Annotated in this window: 12 protein-coding genes; 11 read left to right on the top strand and 1 reads right to left on the bottom strand. The window is 62.5% G+C overall.

What is annotated here, in order from left to right; translation table 11 throughout:
- Positions 1-22 precede the first annotated feature (22 nt).
- From BC360_RS01000 to ftsZ, 5 genes are all read left to right on the top strand, one after another.
- A complete protein-coding gene (locus BC360_RS01000) occupies positions 23-1,774 on the top strand; it encodes an ABC transporter permease (RefSeq protein WP_065793934.1) in 1,752 nt (583 codons plus the stop codon).
- Positions 1,762-2,787, top strand: a complete 1,026-nt coding sequence (locus BC360_RS00995) for an ABC transporter ATP-binding protein (protein WP_065793933.1) — start codon at positions 1,762-1,764, stop codon at positions 2,785-2,787. Before BC360_RS01000 ends, BC360_RS00995 begins: the two co-directional genes overlap by 13 nt.
- A 135-nt stretch (positions 2,788-2,922) precedes the next feature.
- A complete protein-coding gene (locus tag BC360_RS00990; RefSeq protein WP_065793932.1) occupies positions 2,923-4,101 on the top strand; it encodes a HEPN domain-containing protein in 1,179 nt (392 codons plus the stop codon).
- 331 nt (positions 4,102-4,432) lie between these two features.
- A complete protein-coding gene (locus BC360_RS00985; protein ID WP_065793931.1) occupies positions 4,433-5,041 on the top strand; it encodes a glutathione S-transferase family protein in 609 nt (202 codons plus the stop codon).
- A gap of 623 nt (positions 5,042-5,664) precedes the next feature.
- A complete protein-coding gene (gene ftsZ, locus BC360_RS00980; RefSeq protein ID WP_065786935.1) occupies positions 5,665-6,705 on the top strand; it encodes a cell division protein FtsZ in 1,041 nt (346 codons plus the stop codon).
- A gap of 410 nt (positions 6,706-7,115) precedes the next feature.
- On the opposite strand, the gene BC360_RS00975 is transcribed toward ftsZ, so the two are convergent.
- Complete coding sequence (locus tag BC360_RS00975) at positions 7,116-8,363, bottom strand: lipase family protein (RefSeq protein ID WP_065793930.1); 1,248 nt, start codon at positions 8,361-8,363, stop codon at positions 7,116-7,118.
- Positions 8,364-8,766: 403 nt separating this feature from the next.
- Here BC360_RS00975 and greA point away from each other — a divergent pair, with 403 nt between their 5' ends.
- From greA to BC360_RS00945, 6 genes are all read left to right on the top strand, one after another.
- Positions 8,767-9,249: a transcription elongation factor GreA gene (greA, locus tag BC360_RS00970; protein WP_065793929.1), complete on the top strand. Its 483-nt coding sequence runs from the start codon at positions 8,767-8,769 to the stop codon at positions 9,247-9,249.
- Between the two features lie 458 nt (positions 9,250-9,707).
- Positions 9,708-11,909: a DUF3604 domain-containing protein gene (locus tag BC360_RS00965; RefSeq protein ID WP_065793928.1), complete on the top strand. Its 2,202-nt coding sequence runs from the start codon at positions 9,708-9,710 to the stop codon at positions 11,907-11,909.
- A 30-nt stretch (positions 11,910-11,939) separates the two neighbouring features.
- A complete protein-coding gene (locus BC360_RS00960) occupies positions 11,940-12,923 on the top strand; it encodes a peptidyl-prolyl cis-trans isomerase (RefSeq protein WP_083222372.1) in 984 nt (327 codons plus the stop codon).
- Complete coding sequence (locus BC360_RS00955; protein ID WP_065793927.1) at positions 12,920-13,945, top strand: HupE/UreJ family protein; 1,026 nt, start codon at positions 12,920-12,922, stop codon at positions 13,943-13,945. Before BC360_RS00960 ends, BC360_RS00955 begins: the two co-directional genes overlap by 4 nt.
- Before the next feature lie 205 nt (positions 13,946-14,150).
- The gene (locus BC360_RS00950) at positions 14,151-15,257 is read left to right on the top strand and encodes an endonuclease/exonuclease/phosphatase family protein (RefSeq protein WP_065793926.1); all 1,107 of its coding nucleotides are present in this window, start codon (positions 14,151-14,153) and stop codon (positions 15,255-15,257) included.
- A 2-nt stretch (positions 15,258-15,259) separates the two neighbouring features.
- The gene (locus tag BC360_RS00945) at positions 15,260-15,994 is read left to right on the top strand and encodes an NUDIX hydrolase (RefSeq protein ID WP_065786939.1); all 735 of its coding nucleotides are present in this window, start codon (positions 15,260-15,262) and stop codon (positions 15,992-15,994) included.
- Positions 15,995-16,288: the final 294 nt, after the last annotated feature.

Genomic DNA, 16,288 nt, shown 5'->3' with positions numbered 1-16,288 from the left:
AATGTCCGACCAGGGTGAAACCATGCGCAGCCGGCACCGCTGGCTGCGCTTTGCCATTGCAGGGGTGCCGCGTCCGGGGCGGGCGAAATCGGGCGCTTCGCCCGCCGGCGAGCCGCGCTGGCTCGTGCCCTTCGTGCTCGCCTGCCTTTTCCTTCTCTGCGTGCTGCCGCTCATCAGCTTGGTGAAAGCCGGCTTTGCCGGGCTGGTCAGTGGCAATTCCATCGGCGTGCTCACCGAGCCCGCGACTTACGCGGCGATCCGCAATACGCTGGTGACGGCAACCGGCGGCATGCTGATCTCGCTCGTCATCGGCGCGCTTTTCGCCTTTGCCGTGGCGCTCACCGATATCAGGGGCAAGCTGACCTTAAGCTTCGCCTTCATGCTGCCGATGATGATCCCGCCGCAGGTGACCGCACTTGCCTGGGTGGAGATGACCGGGCCGGCGAGCCCGCTTTTGAAGACGCTCGGGCTTGCGCCGCCGCTCGGCAGCCCGCAGCCGCTCTATTCGCTATCAGGCATTGCCCTGCTTCTCGGCGTGCAGCATGCGCCGCTGGTGTTCCTGGCGCTGAAGGCGGGGCTTTCAGCCTCGCCGCGCGATGGGGTGGAGGCGGCAAGGCTTTCCGGCGCTTTGCCGTTTCGCGTCTTTCTCGATATCGTCGCGCCGCTTTCAGCCCCCGGGTTGATCGCCGGTGCGGCGATCGCTTTCGTCTCCGGTGTCGGCAATTTCGGCATTCCGGCGATCCTCGGCATTCCCGCCGGGATTTCGGTGCTGCCGACGCTGATCTATACGCGGCTTGCAAGCTTCGGCTCGGGCACCTTCGGCGAGATCGCGTTGATCTCCAGCCTGATTGCGGCGATCGCGGCTGCCGGACTGATCCTGCAGCAGCGGGCGCTTTCGGGCAAGGACTACCGCATCATCGGCCTTTCCGGCGCCAATGCCGCCTTTTCGCTCGGGCGTTTTCGTGTGCTTGTCGAATTGGCGCTGGCGGCGATCCTGTTTCTGGTGCTGGTGGCGCCGCTGGCGGCGCTGATCGCCAGTTCGCTGGTGCCGGCCTACGGCGTGCCGCTCAACTGGCAGACGGTGTCGCTGCGCGCCTATGAGGAGATCCTCTTTCGCCAGACGATGACGCTGAGTGCCTTCACCAATTCGCTGTTCCTGGCGAGCACGGCGGCGCTCGGGCTGCTCGTCGTCGCGGTGCCGGCTGCCTATCTCATGAACCGGCGCAAGGGTGCGCTTTCAGGCACGCTCTGCATCCTGATCGAGATTCCCTATGCGCTGCCCGGCATCGTGCTCGCGGTCGCCTTCATCCTCACCTTCGCGGCACCGCTGCCTGTTCTCAACGTTTCGCTTTACGGCACCATCTGGATCATCCTGATCGCCTATTTCTCCTCATTCCTCGCGGTCAGCCTGAAGCCGGTCATGGGCGCCTTCCTGCAGATCGACCCGTCGCTGGAGGAGGCGGCGCGGCTGTCGGGCGCCGGTTTCATCAGGCGCATGCGCGACGTGATCCTGCCGCTGGTGGCGCCCGCGGCGGGCGCGTCGATCATCCTCGTGTTCCTGATCGCCGCCAACGAGCTGACGGTTTCCGCCCTTCTATGGTCGGCGGGCACGCAGACGCTGGGCGTGGCGATCTTCAATCTCGACGACAGCGGTTCGTCCGATCTGGCCTCGGCGCTGTCGGTGCTGGTCGTCCTCATGGTGATAATGCTGATGGCAGCGCTCGAGGCCCTTGCAAACTATCTTCCGGAAGGCGTGCTGCCGTGGCGCAACTGATCCTCAACCACTTGACCAAGGACTTCGGCGGCGGCCGGCCTGCCGTATCCGACGTGTCGCTGACGGTGCGCGAAGGAGGGTTTCTGGCGCTGCTCGGCCCATCCGGCTGCGGCAAGACCACGGTGCTGCGCATGATCGCCGGCTTCGAGCAGCCGACCGACGGCACGATCGACTATGGCGAACGCCGGCTTTCCGATGCCTCGCGGGCGTTGCCGCCGGAAAAACGCAACATGGCGATGGTGTTCCAGTCCTACGCGCTCTGGCCGCACATGACGGTGGCGGGGAATGTCGGCTATCCCCTGAAGGTGCGCGGCATTTCCGGCGAGAGCTGGCGCAGCAGAGTCGGCGAGGCGCTGGCGCTGGTAAAACTCACCGACTATGCCGAGCGCCGGCCGGCAGCCCTTTCCGGCGGGCAGCGGCAGCGGGTGGCGCTGGCGCGCTGCCTGGTGACGTCGCCCGATGTGGTGCTGCTCGACGAGCCGCTCGCCAATCTCGACCAGCATCTGCGCAAGTCGATGGAGGAGACCTTCCGCATCTTCCACGAACGCTCCGGCGCGACGATGGTCTATGTGACGCACGACCAGTCGGAAGCGATGGCGCTGGCGACCGATGTCGCTGTGATGTCGGAAGGGCGCCTGGTGCAGCTGGCGCCGCCGGCGGAAATCTATGCCCGGCCGGAAGGCGCCGTCGTCGGCGGGCTGATCGGCCGCGGCTCGATCCTCAGGCTGCCCGTGGCCGACCATGCGCCGCGGGCGCTCGCCTGGCCGATGCTTTGCGAGGCGATCGGCTCTGCCGATGATGGCCCTCGCCGCGATGTGCTAGTGCGGCCCGAGCATGTGCGGCAGGATGCCGACGGCATCGCGCTCGAGGTCAAGGCCTGTGTCTACGAGGGCGAACGGTTCGCCCTGACGCTGGCGCTGCCGGACGGGCAGCCGCTGAAGGCCTATGGCGATACGGCGATACCCGTCGGGCAGAAAGCGGACTTTAAGATCGCCAGCGGCTGGCGACTTTGAGCAAGGCTAGCCGCGCGAAGGTGCGAGGCGCCGAGAACCTGTCATTGACAGTGCCTGCTCGATCACCGACCTTCCGGCCGGAGTGAAGTCGGCGGGGGACCTGCAATTCTCGCTGCTAACCTCTACGGAGAAGACATGACCGATTGGGAGCTGTTGCCGTCGCTCGTCGCGGAAGCCACGCGAGACTACGAGCCTCTCGCCGTTCAGATGTTGATGCCGTACGAAGAGGCACGGGATCAAGGCCCCGAGAGCGTTCGCACCCTGATCGCGGCTATCGAGGACATGCAACAACTCGAGCTGTTCGGCGCAGGGCAGATGCAGTGGATCGCCTCCAATGCACACATGACATCTCCTCTCCTTCTGGCGGGCTGGCTCATTGAAATTTCCAGGCGGCCGTCGCCGTATGGCGCAGAGTTTGCGGTGGAGGCTTTGCGCAATTACGTCGAGACAAAAACCGTACTGGTTCACCACGTGCGGCCGTTAGCGGAAGTGGAGTATACGGGAGAACCGTTTGAGTTCTCCAACGGCGTGACCTTCAGATTGGCAGGCGGCGTTCCCAACGGCCAGCTTGCATATGAGCTTACCAAAAGCTCAGGCTTGCCACTGCCCGATAACCCGACAGCGATGTATACGTCACACACGCATCCAATCCGCCATACGGCGCGTGATGCTGTTTCCGAAGATCTGGTCGAGCTCGACCAGTCTGCCCAAGCGATCGAGGATACCATACTGTGTTTGTCTCTCGTGATGCCGGCGGATGAAGGTATATTCGGCATGTCGCTCACATGCGTGGCCGATGATGCCGTGCCATGCAATGCCCAGTGGCGATACTGGCGGCGAATGCCGATTGCTGAACCAGTACGTACGGTTGTAGTTAGCCACGACGACGTTGTGGCGGCTGACAAGCTCATCAAGGCGTTCGTCGCGAGTGAACAGGGGACGCAGGCCGCTCTGAGGATCGCCATGCGGCACCTCAATGCTTTTGGCGCCCAGAGCTCCCCTATTGAGAGGGCCATCCACCTCCGTGTCGCTTTGGAAGCATTCTTCATGAAAAGTGACGAAAGGGGAATCCGATACAAGGTTTCAACCCGAGCTGCATCGTATCTTGGAAAAACTCAGGAGGAGCGCGAGGGCATACGCGAGACGTTCAAAACGGCCTACGATGCTACGTCTAACGCAGTTCACAGTGGGACAATCTCAACGAAGGCTTTCGACAAGCTGATTGGCGTGGCAGGGCAAGTTCAAAAGTCATTGCGAGACACCATCATGCTCCGACGCTTGCCCGATTGGTCCATGGTCGAACACGGCGGGTAGCCAGCGCATGATCTACGATAGTTACGCCAATTGATGTTAGCGCTCGAGCCATCGTGCAGCGCGACGGTCATCTTGATCCTTGGCGCCGAGAGAAATGGCGTTTCAGACCTACCGGCACAACTCCTGTTAAACCTGATATAGGCGGGGGCGGCTCAGCTGCGTAGCCGGGTCTTCGCATCCGAGCATGCCGTCGCCAAACTGAACAATTCTTGTTACCCGGAAATAAACCAAAAAGTTAAATAAAACTGGTTGTCAAAAACAACTGGTATGGCATAGTGCCTGCATCAAGGGCGGGCGGCGATGGTGCCGCGCCAGGCGATGGGAGGAAGCGATGAAACTCTATCAGGGCATGGGACCGAATTCGTACCGGGTGCGCATATTCATGGCGGAGAAGGGCATCGAGCTGCCGATGGTCGACGTCGATTTCGCCAAGGCGGAGCACAGGGCGCCGGCGTTCCTGGCGCTCAACTCGCTTGGGCAGATCCCGGTGCTGGAGCTGGGTGACGGTTCAATCATCACCGAGAGCGTCGCCATCTGCCGCTATCTCGAGGAGACTCAGCGCGAGCCGCAGCTTTTCGGCAGTGACGCCGTCAGCCGCGCCAAGGTGGAGATGTGGAACCGGCGCGCAGAGCTGGTGATCTTCGGCACGATCGGCAATGTCGCGCTGCATTCCGATGCCCTCTTCAAGGAGAGGCTCACCCAGTTTCCGGCCTTTGCCGCGACCGAGCGGCAGGCAGTGCCGAGGAAATGGGCCTGGCTCGACCGGGAGCTTGCCGACGGCCGGCCGTTTCTTGCCGGCGAGGCGTTCTCGATCGCCGATATCACCGCCGGCGTCTGCGCCTGGCTCGGCGATGTCTTCGGCATGGAGGTGCCGGGGGATCTCGCCCATGTGCAGCGCTGGCTGGAGCGGGTGCGGGCGCGGCCGAGCTTCGAGGCTTAGATCACAGTGTTGCCGTGAGGTGGCGCGGCCGCCGCCGCAGGCCACCGTGATTGCTTGCCGCAACCACTATGACCTGCCCCTCATCCGGCCTGCCGGCCACCTTCTCCCCGCAGGCGGGGAGAAGGGACTTCGGGGCACCAGCCGATGCACCTTCGTTCGCGGTATGTAGGGGGCCGCGACCTCGATTCTCCCTCTCCCCGCAGGCGGGGAGAGGGCTGGGGTGAGGGGCAAACCTGGCCACAATTTTGGAGTTTGCGTCTGCACCCGATGGGTGCTCCGAAATGGCCCAGTTCGCCCAATTGACATGGAGCGGGAAGAGATGCGTCGCGCCGCTTCGGCCCATTGAAGCAAGAAGCGCGCCCCCGCGGGTCAGGTGAGGGGAAATGGCCAGACCGCGGTGCGTTCACAGCAAGTCATTGATCCAACTTTCTATTTCGCCTTTTAGATCAAGCCGATCAAATGGGTGAAATCCTGCCCGAACGGCAGGTCACAATTCATGTGTGGAAAGTGCCCCTAGCCTTTTCTCTTGCCTTCTCCGTGGCTTTTTTCAATTCCTAAAATAACAGCTGCCCGATTCGCCCCGATCCGTTGTTTTGGCGGCGTTCGCCCTAGGAGACAAAGCCATGAACGATTTCAAGAAGCCGACGATCACCGAAATGCGCCCGAAGATCACCGTCATCGGTGTCGGCGGCGGTGGTGGCAACGCCATCAACAACATGATCGCCGAAGGGCTTCAGGGTGTCGATTTCATCGTGGCCAACACCGATGCCCAGGCGCTGGCGATGTCGAAGGCATCGCGGCTGATCCAGCTCGGCGCGCAGGTAACCGAGGGGCTGGGTGCCGGTTCTCTGCCGGAAGTCGGGCGGGCGGCCGCGGAAGAATCGATCGACGAGATCATGGATCACCTCGGCGGCACGCATATGTGTTTCGTCACCGCCGGCATGGGCGGCGGCACCGGCACCGGTGCGGCCCCGGTGATTGCGGCAGCAGCCCGCAAGGCCGGTATCCTGACGGTCGGCGTCGTCACCAAGCCGTTCAGCTTTGAAGGCAAGCGCCGCATGCAGATGGCCGAAGAGGGCGTCGAGCGGCTGCGCGAGGCCGCCGACACCGTCATCGTCATCCCCAACCAGAACCTCTTCCGCATCGCCGACGCCAAGACCACGTTTGCCGATGCCTTCGTGATCGCCGACCGCGTGCTCTATTCGGGCGTCGGCTGCATCACCGACCTGATCGTCAAGGAAGGCCTGATCAACCTCGACTTCGCCGACGTGAAGTCGGTGATGAAGGGCATGGGCCGCGCGATGATGGGCACCGGCGAGGCGACCGGCGAAGGCCGTGCGCTGATGGCGGCCGAAGCGGCGATCGCCAACCCGCTGCTCGACGAAGTGTCGATGCGCGGCGCCAAGGGCGTGCTGATCTCGATTTCCGGCGGCATGGACATGACGCTGTTCGAAGTCGACGAAGCGGCGACCCGCATCCGCGAGGAAGTCTACGACGAGGCCGACATCGTCGTCGGCTCGATCTTCGACCGCACGCTCGACGGCACCTTCCGCGTCTCGGTGGTGGCAACCGGCCTCGACGGCCAGCGTGGGGCGGCCGATCCGGCGGGCGCTGCGGCAACCGCCGGCCAGCCCGGCCAGGCACCGACGCGCACGCTGCAATAGTCCGAGACCCGCCTCGGGCGAAAGCACCGAGGGCCGGGCGACGCTGCAAGAACCAGAGCGCCATGCGTTCATCGGGACGCATGGCGTACTTTGTTTTTGCTGCCCTTCATCCGACCTGCCGGCCATTTTCTCCCTGCAGGCGGGGAGAGGGTCAGGGTGAGCGGCCAGGCCAAGCCTGGGCGTGTATCAACGGTCTGGTGCGATGCGCCTTGCGAAGGTGTTTTATCTCAGCCCATGGCGCGGCGCACCGTGGGCTGATGATAAACCTCCAGGTTATGGTTATCGAGACGTCGCTCGCGTAACCGGCCCCGACGCATTGCTGCTGCGCGCGATCGACGCGGCCTTCGGCTGCCCGTTCGGCGGCCCCGCGCGCCCATCTTTTCCCGGGCACGTACCGGCGAGCAAATGTGCTACTTCAGCGCCGGACAGCTATCGACGGGCTTTTTTCCTTCAAATCGTTCGCCAAACCACGCGGGCAGGGCTGCGGCTGCGACTGGCACGATGTTTTCATGGTCCAGGCCGGCGCTCTTGCGGTAGTCCACCGCGGTCGATTGCGCGCAAATATCCTGCGCGACCTTGAGGGTCAGGCTCTCCGGTACGGCGTCATCCTTGTCGCCCTGGAAGAAGACGAATGGCACGTTCTTGACCGGAAGAAACTTGTCGTTTTCTTCGAGACGGACGCGCCAGGGCTTGCCCGGTGCGAGACCTTCCTGGTTGGCAAACAGGGTCGTTGGATGGCCCCCGGTCGCGGCGGCGATGTCCCAACAGCCAGCGCTCATTTTCTCGAGCATTTCGAGGCCATCGACGGAGACCACGTCGCGCAGCTTCAGTTCGGGGTGGCCGACATTCAGACCGGCCATGCGAGAGATGTAATATCCACCCGTTGTCGTCGTCGTCAGGTCATATTCGGTAAGGTCCCAATGGCGGGAGGCAGGCGCGATTGCGCCGACGCCGAGAAGCTCGAGCTCCGGTGCGTAATCCTCCTGGATATGCGCAACCCACAGCGACGTCTGACCGCCTTGCGACCAGCCATAGGTGGTGAAGCGCTTGTCGGCATTTGCGCCCGGAAATTTCAGTGCAACGCGGGCGGCATCGAGGGAAGCGTGCGCCTGTGCCGAACCATTGAGGTAGGCTGTGGCACCTGGGGTGCCGAGGCCCTGGTAGTCGCTCCCGACGACGACATAGCCGCGAGCCAGGAGGTCCTTGAGCGCAGGGATGCGCGGCCCATAAGCGCTGACAAGATTGCGGCGTGACGGTGCGCAACTGTCCTGCGTCCCCGCGGTTTCATGATTCCACAGGACAAGTGGCCGAGGCCCGCTGCCGGCCTGGTTCGGAACGTAGATCTCTCCCGAAACATAGATGAGTGCGCCATCCGCGCCCTCGGTCACATAGATGATGTTCCATCCCCTCGACCCTTCCGGAGCATCCTGTCGTTGCTGCACCCAGTAGATGTCGCCGCGCTTGGCATCGGCCGGAACCTCCGGCGGAACGTCATCCCAGAAGGTCGAGCCTTGCGGTCCGTCCTTCAGATTGGGGTCAAGGCTTTGCGCCGCTGCGCCGTTGAAACCCACGAGCGACGACGCAAGCAGCAGGCTGGCCGCGAAAGTCTTGCCCGGCCACGCTGAGGCCGGCAATTTTTTTCGAAGAAAATTGATCATTTGTATTCCTCCCAAGGATACGTTCCGGAGAACCACGTAGGGTCATCGGGACGCGACGGAGAAATGTTCTCTTTTTATTGCCCTTGAGGACAAATCGGATTTTGGGTCGGACACATAAGGACCCGGTTATCTATTGTTCCGCACCACCAGCACCTGCGGTGCTGCTTCCGGGTCTTTGCCGACTGGCTGGGGGGCGGCCGCTGAGTGCTGCGTGACACGTGGGCCTCCAAGGCCGAGCTGATTTGGTCGTCAGTGACCATTGGTCGTATAGTGTTGATCGACGTCTGCCGGCGACAGGTCGGTATTGCCGGTTCGTCCATCGTCGTCCTATGCACGGTCCCGACAAACGAGGGGGCGTGACCCCATGCGCGGGGCGCGCATCGCGCCCATACGGAGATTGAGATTGAGCGTTGCCTTCACCAAGGAAGAGAGTGCCGAAACCGCTTCGGAAACGCTGCTGCCCGACCGCCCGGTTTCGCCGCACCCGAACCTTGTTACGGAAGCGGGCCTGAAGGCTCTGGAGCAGGAGGCCGCCCAAGCGCGCAAGGCCTATGATGCGACCAGCACGATCGAGGACGTGAACGAGCGCCGGCGGCAGGCGGCCGGTCCGTTGCGCGACCTGCGCTATCTTGCCGAACGCCTGCGCACCGCCCAGCTCGTCGCCGCCCGGACCTCGACCGACACCGTCGCCTTCGGCAGCACCGTCACCTTCAGCCGCGACGACGGCAGGGTGCAGACCTACCGCATCGTCGGCGAGGACGAGGCGGACCCGAAGGCCGGCTCGATCTCCTACGTTTCCCCGGTCGCACGGATCCTCATGGGCAAGGGGGTCGGGGATGTGGCTGCCATGGGCGGGCAGGAGCTGGAGATTACTGACATTTCGTAGGGCGGCGGTTGCCCGCCCGACCAATGTCGTCACTTTTCACGTTGCCAGCATCTCTCCGGCTGCTTCAAGGTTTTCGCCCGCTGGCATGAGGCGCTGATGCGCCCGCGACTGTCTGCGCAGGGATCATGGCAATCGGGGTTCGGGTCATATGGGGACCTACGGCATAATTTATCCTTAAATCGGAATCGATTTAAGGATAAATTATGCCGCAAGTTTAAAGCGTTACAGCGTCCTTAGCGCGTCATGTTTGACGCGCGGCGCTGTAATGCGGAGGGACGCAGATTTACGGCACAGGCATGTAAGCAGCGGCCTGACCGGATCAATACCCTTTCGGGGGACAGCTCTATTGTCGCAAGACGCAATATCTGCCAAAACTAAAACACGTCGATACAATCCTGCATATCCATGCTTCTCGTATTGCAATTCCACCCCTGGTTCCGCCGAGGAAGGATGCTTTCATGCGCCGGATAAACAGATTAGCTTTATTGCTCTCCTCAACGATATTGATCGCCACCCCCGCGCTCGCGCAGGAGCGCCATGCCTATTTCGGGCAGACCCACCAACACACCAGTTGGTCGATGGACGCCTACATCATCGGGAATACGGTGACGGGGCCAGCCGAGGCCTACCAGTATTCGATGGGACAGGCGATCAAGCATCCCGCCGGGTTCGACGTTCAGATAAAGACGCCCCTCGACTTCCAGGGCGTGACCGATCACTCGGAATATGTGGGCGTCATCCGGCTTGCGAACGATCCTACGTCTTCGCTGAGCAAGCTGCCCATTGCCGAAAAGCTGAAAGTCACCAAGGACAACCCAGCCGTTAAAGTCTTCCAGTGGCTCGCCGGAAGCATCGCCAGCCGCAAGCCCATTCCAGAACTGGTCGATCCCAAGATGGCGGGAACTGTCTGGCAGGAGAACGCGGCGATTGCGGACAAGTACAACAAGCCCGGCCAGTTCACGACGTTCTGCTCCTACGAATGGACGTCGATGCCCAATAGCCAGAACATGCACCGCAACGTGTTCTTCAAGGACTGCTCGAAGCTTCCCGCCGCACCGTTCTCCGCGATGGAGTCCGATCATCCGGAAGACCTCTGGACCTGGATGGACGGTCAGAGAAAGGCCGGGAACGAGGTGCTTGCCATCTCGCACAACGCCAATCTCTCCAACGGCATCATGTTTCCGGTCGACGTGGACAGCAAAGGCAATCCGCTGGACGCAGCCTGGGCGCAGCAGCGCATGACCAACGAGCCTTTGTCGGAAATCAAGCAGGTGAAGGGCGTATCCGAAACGCATCCCGATCTGTCGCCGACCGACGAATTCGCCAATTACGAGATCATGAACTATCTCCTCGGGCTCGATAACAGCACATCCAAGCTGCACGGAAGCTATATCCGCGAAGCCTATGAGAATGGCTTGGCGATGCATGCCACGCGCGGATACAACCCTTACAAGTTCGGCGTCGTCGGAGCCGGCGATTCCCACAACACCGTCACTGCATACGCGCAGTCGAATTTCTTTGGCGCACACGGGCTTGTCGATGCGTCCCCAGCGGCTCGGCTTGCAGGCAGGGTCGAAGCCGGCATGGACATCCTTAAAACAGGAACGTCCGGTCTCACCGTCGTCTGGGCAGAGGAAAACACGCGGGAATCCATTTTCGCCGCGATGCAGCGCAGGGAAGTCTATGGCACCAGCGGCGTTCGTATCCAGGCCCGCATGTTTGGCGGCTGGGACTACGACCAGGGGCTTCTCGCTGACGCGGACTGGGCGAAGACCGCCTATGCCAGTGGCGTGCCGATGGGCGGGGATCTGCCTCCGGCCGACGGCAAGGTTCCGTCGTTCGTCGTCACCGCGGTGAAAGACCCGGCCGACGGCAATCTCGATCGCATTCAGATCATCAAGGGATGGACCAAGCAGGGGCAGGTCTTCGAGAAGGTGTTCGACGTGGCCTGGTCCGGCGCTCGCCAGCCCGACCCCGTCACCGGCAAATTGCCGCCGGTTGGAAGCACGGTGGACATCACCAAGGCAACCTACACCAACGACATCGGTTCGGTGGAGCTGAAAGCGGTGTGGACCGACCCCGAGTTCGATCCGAGCCTGCACGCCTTCTACTATTCCCGTGTCCTGCAGATTCCGACCCCGCGCTGGAGCACCCATGACGCCGTCAAACTCGGCATACTGCCGCCAAGCAATGCGCCAGCAACCGTTCAGGAGCGCGCCTGGACCACGCCGATCTGGTACACGCCGACGCCAGCGGCCATTGCAAAGGCCGAGCGTGGCCTGACGGTTGCCGATCTGGCGAAGTCGGGGGCCACGGCGCTGACCGAAGATCAGCTGAAGCAGCTCGTGGTCGGCAAGATATTCAAGGTCCGCAACACTGTCACGAACAACAACTTCGATGTGCTGTTCGGCGCAAGCGGACAGCGCGTCATCACGCAAGCAAACGACGGTCCGCCCAAGCCGGACGATTTGCTGCAGGTCATGCACCCGAGCCTGTCGGGGTCGGCGGCTGCCTATGAAATCAAGGATGGCCACATCGTTACGACCATCGATGGCACACCATTTGAGCTGACCGTCTACAGCTTGGGCGACAAGTACATCGCCGCCCGCAGCAACGAGTTCGGCTACGCCAACTACGAGGTGCAGTCTGTAGCCCAGTAAGACCAGGCGTCAGTGAAGCGAGTGATCTCAATGAAACTGTTTCCAATCGCCCCTGAGGCCTCGATACCAAAGGGAAACGCCGATCTCGGCGCGAGGCGCACATGGCATAGCTTTCTGAGCGAGCCGCTGCTCCATTTCGTCGTGGTTGGGGCCGTCTTGTTCGGCGGCTACCACCTCCTGAACCCCACCCAGGAGGGCGGAGCCGAGACCAACGAGATCGTGCTGACGAAGGACGATGTGCGGCAACTGGCGATCAGCTGGCTGGCGCAAGGCAGGTCGACCCCGACGATAGAGCAGGTCAGAGGACTGGTAGACCAGAAGGTCACCCAGGAAATCCTCTTCCGCGAAGCCGTGGCCCTCGGCCTTGACCGGGACGACGAGGTGGTCAAGCGCCGGTTGGCGCAGAAGATGGATTTCCTGGCCGCCGATGTGGCTGCGTTGCAGGAGCCGACCACCGAGCAACTCAAGACTTGGTTCGCTGGCAATTCGCAGGCTTTCGCACTGCCTGGCCATGCGAGCTTCCGGCACCTTTATTTCTCATCGGACAGGCATGGCGCAGCGACGCGCGATGCCGCGTCCGCCGCGCTGACACGCGTCAACGGAAAGTCGCCGGATACGGCCGAAGCAGCGGGGGTCGGCGAACCCTTCATGTTCCAGAACCACTATGGCGATGCCACTCCGGATCAGATGGCGAAGGAATTCGGTCCGGACTTCTCCAGGGCGCTGTTTCAGCTCACGCCCCGTAAGTGGGAGGGCCCGATCCAATCCGGATATGGGTGGCATCTGGTCTGGATCGATGCCATCGAGCCGGGTCGCATCCCGACGTTTGCGGAGGTCGAACCCGCCGTCAGGGCGGGATGGATCGACGACCAGTATCGCGAGATAAAGCGGACGGCGCTGGACGAGATGCGATCCCGCTATGTCGTGACCGTGCCTGAGATCACCCCCGGCGATCTGCAAGGTCACCAGATTCCCGCAGGAACCAGCAATCAGTTTGAAGTGTCTGCGCAATGAGCCGCCGCGGCGTGGTTGCGATCTCACTCTGGCGATTCATCATCGGGGCGGTTCTCGCAGTATTCGCACTCGCTGTGGATGCAGCCGCCCACGAGATACGGCCCGCCTACCTCCAGATCGACCAGACGGGGCCAACCCGTTACACGGTCGTATGGCGCACCCCCGTGCTATCCGGCATGCGTCTTCCGGTCGTCTTGCGATTTCCGGAGAGCGTCCGAAACGTCACACCTCCAGCCGAGCGTGACCTCCCGGATTCGCTTGTCGAAACCCGCATCATCGAAGCGGCCGATGGAGGTCTTGCGGGCAAGCGTGTGGAGTTCGTCGGCCTTCAGGCGACGATCACCAACGTGCTGGTTCGGGTGCATCTGCTTGAAGGTTCCGTTTCGACGACGATGGTTCACCCATCCCAGCCCTGGATTGAGGTCGCGTCTCGACCCGGGCGTCTCGATGTCGCCAAGACCTTCATCGCCCATGGGATAGAGCATATTCTGATCGGCTATGATCATCTGCTCTTTGTTCTGGCCTTAATGTTCATCGCCCGCGACTGGCGAGCGCTCCTTTTGACCGTCACTGCCTTTACCGCAGCGCATTCGATCACGCTCACTCTGGCGACGCTCGGGTTCGTGAATGTCCCGGGCCCTCCGGTCGAAGCGGCGATTGCCTTCAGTATCCTGCTGCTTGCCTGTGAGATCATTCGCATCCAAAGCGGCCAAGCCAGCCTGACGGCGCAACGACCCTGGCTGGTTGCCTTTGCCTTCGGCCTGCTACATGGACTTGGTTTTGCCGGTGCTTTGGCCGATCTCGCACTTCCGGAAGGTGATATTCCCCTTGCCTTGCTGTTCTTCAACGTCGGTGTGGAAATCGGACAGCTGATGTTCATTGCAGCCGTGATCGCAGCTGTCGGACTTGTGAGGCTGGTAAGATACCCACCTGTTGTCGGTCGCCGTGCGCTTCTCGCGACGACGTACGGGATCGGCACGATGGCCGCCTTCTGGTTCGTAGAGCGCTTGGCGGCGTTCTGAGGGCAATTTCTATCCTGCGACGGCGGATGATGGCGGTTCGCTTGAACAGACGTGGCAGCATGCGTCCCACATGGCCGACGGGCAGCAACAGGCGAAGGGCGCGTGCATTTTGGGCAAAGCCCGCTCGTGCCTCCTCGGAAATCACCCTCGACATTTGCGCTTCAATGCCTAAGCTCCACCGCACTTGATGCCATGGAATTGCTTGATGTCCCTTCGACTTGCCACCTTCAATATTGAAAATCTCATGAGCCGCTTCGACTTTTCCGGCTTCCGCAATCAGCTCAAGCAGGACCGGGTGCTGAGACTCTTCGACGTGAAGACGGAGGCCGAGTATCAGCGGCTGGAGGAGGCGCGCACGATCGCCCATACGGACGATACGCGGCAGATGTCGGCGCTTGCGATTGCCGATTGCGACGCGGATATCCTTTGCCTGCAGGAGGCCGACAACATGGCGTCGCTGCAGGCCTTCGAATACAACTATCTCTTCCGCATGGTCGGTAACGGCTATCGCCAGAAATACCTGATCGAGGGCAATGATTCGCGCGGGATCGACGTGGCGGTGCTGATGCGCGAGGAAACGCTCGACGGCCAGCCGATCGAGTGCCTCGAGGTCAAGAGCCATGCGGGGCTGACCTATGCGGATCTCGATATCTTCAACGACGCGCTGGCTTCCACCAACCGGCCGACCGACCGGATCTTCAAGCGCGACTGCCTGGAGCTGGATTTAAGGATCGGCGGGCGGCCGCTGACGCTCTATGTCGTGCATTTCAAATCCATGGGGCCGGCGCGCGACGGGCTCGACGGGCGCCAGGCGACGATGCCGGTGCGCGTGGCGGAGGCCAAGGCCGTGCGCCACATCATCGAAAGCCGTTTCGGACGCGGGCATACCGCCGACAAGATGTTCGCGATCTGCGGCGACATGAACGACTACCAGGAAAAGGTCGATGTTCTCGGCGACCGGCGCAACGGCTACGAGTTCGTGCCGCGCGAGGAGGAGGAAAGCGCGCTCGACGTGCTGACCGCGGACGGCTTCGTCGAAAACCCGATGCTGCGCCGGCCGGTGCTCGACCGCTGGACGCTGTTTCACAGCCGCGGGCCGCAGGAGCGGCACCTCTGCCAGCTCGACTATATCTGGCTGTCGCCGGCACTGGCGCAGCGCAATGCGAGCCAGGTTCCGGAAATCATCCGCGGCGGCCAGCCCTTCCGCACGATCTTTCCGCCGGGGCAGGAGGTGGAGCGCTATCCGCGCACCGGCTGGGACCGGCCGAAGGCATCGGACCATTGCCCCGTGGCAATCACGCTGGACGTGTGACGATGGACGCTCTCGAAAGCAACCTTGCCCATTGGCCCGAGGAAGGCGTGATCCTGCCGATCTCCGGCGTCGATATCCGGGTCAAGGACGGCCCGCATCCCTTCCATCTTGATCAGGTGGATCAGGCGCAGGCGAACTGGCAGGCGGAGATCGCCGCCAACCCTCATCTCTTCGACGGGCAGATGGTGTTGCAGCGGGCGCTTCGGATCGAAAACGGCCGGGTGGTCGGCGAGGGGCATGTGGTGCCCTATTCGACCTTTCTGTGGTGGCGCAAGACCCGCGCGAACGCCGCCTTCCACCTGTTCGCCATGCCGGTGATCCTGTCATCCGACGGTGCCCTGATCCTGGTGCGCATGGGCTCGCACACGGCCAATCCGGCCCGGGTCTACAGCCCGTCGGGCTCGCTGGAGCCGGACGACGTGATAAACGGCCGCTGCGACATCGCGGGCAATATCCGCCGCGAGGCGCTGGAGGAAACCGGCATCGACCTCGACGCGGCGGCGGCCGAGCCGGGCTATCACGTGCTGCATATGGAGCGCGCTGTGACCGTGTTCCGGCTCTACCGCGTGGCGGAAACGGCCGAAGCGCTGGTTGCCGGGGTGGCGGCGCATATCGCCGCCGATCCGGAGCCCGAAATCGACGAGGCGATCGCGATCTGGGGGCCGGACCCCGGGGCGCACAATTATCCGCCCTTCATCGCGCCGATCCTCACCTGGCTGTTTGACGGAAAGCGGTGACCCTTTGGGTCATCGAGGGATGAACGGGGGAGCGTGGCCCCGTCAGATGTCCGTCGGGCCGAAAGACCGGGCGAGCCAATTGCGCGTGATCTCCCGGTCGAGGCCCGTCCGTTCCCGGCCATGGCCGGTCTGGAGCATGTGCGGCTCGACGCATGCGCCGGCTGCCTGAAGCTGCGCTGCCAGCCTATACCAACCTGCGCTGGTATTAGACCAACACCAAATCGGTCGGGTGGTCGAGCCTTGCCGGCTGTAGTGATCACTTTCCCGGCACCGGCAGGGGGCGTGCTCGCACAA

It is taken from the genome of Ensifer sp. LC163 (assembly GCF_001695855.1).
In the GTDB taxonomy this organism is placed as follows: domain Bacteria; phylum Pseudomonadota; class Alphaproteobacteria; order Rhizobiales; family Rhizobiaceae; genus Ensifer.
Note: the sequence above shows the minus strand (reverse complement) of the source record. Positions and strands in the feature narration are given on the sequence as shown.

What these genes read in the sequence shown, in the direction of transcription:
- ftsZ (WP_065786935.1), top strand. Translation starts at nt 5,665, where the DNA reads ATGAACGATTTCAAGAAGCCGACGATCACCGAAATGCGCCCGAAGATC.
- BC360_RS00950 (WP_065793926.1), top strand. Translation starts at nt 14,151, where the DNA reads ATGTCCCTTCGACTTGCCACCTTCAATATTGAAAATCTCATGAGCCGC.
- BC360_RS00985 (WP_065793931.1), top strand. Translation starts at nt 4,433, where the DNA reads ATGAAACTCTATCAGGGCATGGGACCGAATTCGTACCGGGTGCGCATA.
- BC360_RS01000 (WP_065793934.1), top strand. Translation starts at nt 23, where the DNA reads ATGCGCAGCCGGCACCGCTGGCTGCGCTTTGCCATTGCAGGGGTGCCG.
- BC360_RS00975 (WP_065793930.1), bottom strand. Translation starts at nt 8,363, where the DNA reads ATGATCAATTTTCTTCGAAAAAAATTGCCGGCCTCAGCGTGGCCGGGC.
- BC360_RS00965 (WP_065793928.1), top strand. Translation starts at nt 9,708, where the DNA reads ATGCGCCGGATAAACAGATTAGCTTTATTGCTCTCCTCAACGATATTG.
- BC360_RS00960 (WP_083222372.1), top strand. Translation starts at nt 11,940, where the DNA reads ATGAAACTGTTTCCAATCGCCCCTGAGGCCTCGATACCAAAGGGAAAC.
- BC360_RS00955 (WP_065793927.1), top strand. Translation starts at nt 12,920, where the DNA reads ATGAGCCGCCGCGGCGTGGTTGCGATCTCACTCTGGCGATTCATCATC.
- BC360_RS00990 (WP_065793932.1), top strand. Translation starts at nt 2,923, where the DNA reads ATGACCGATTGGGAGCTGTTGCCGTCGCTCGTCGCGGAAGCCACGCGA.
- BC360_RS00945 (WP_065786939.1), top strand. Translation starts at nt 15,260, where the DNA reads ATGGACGCTCTCGAAAGCAACCTTGCCCATTGGCCCGAGGAAGGCGTG.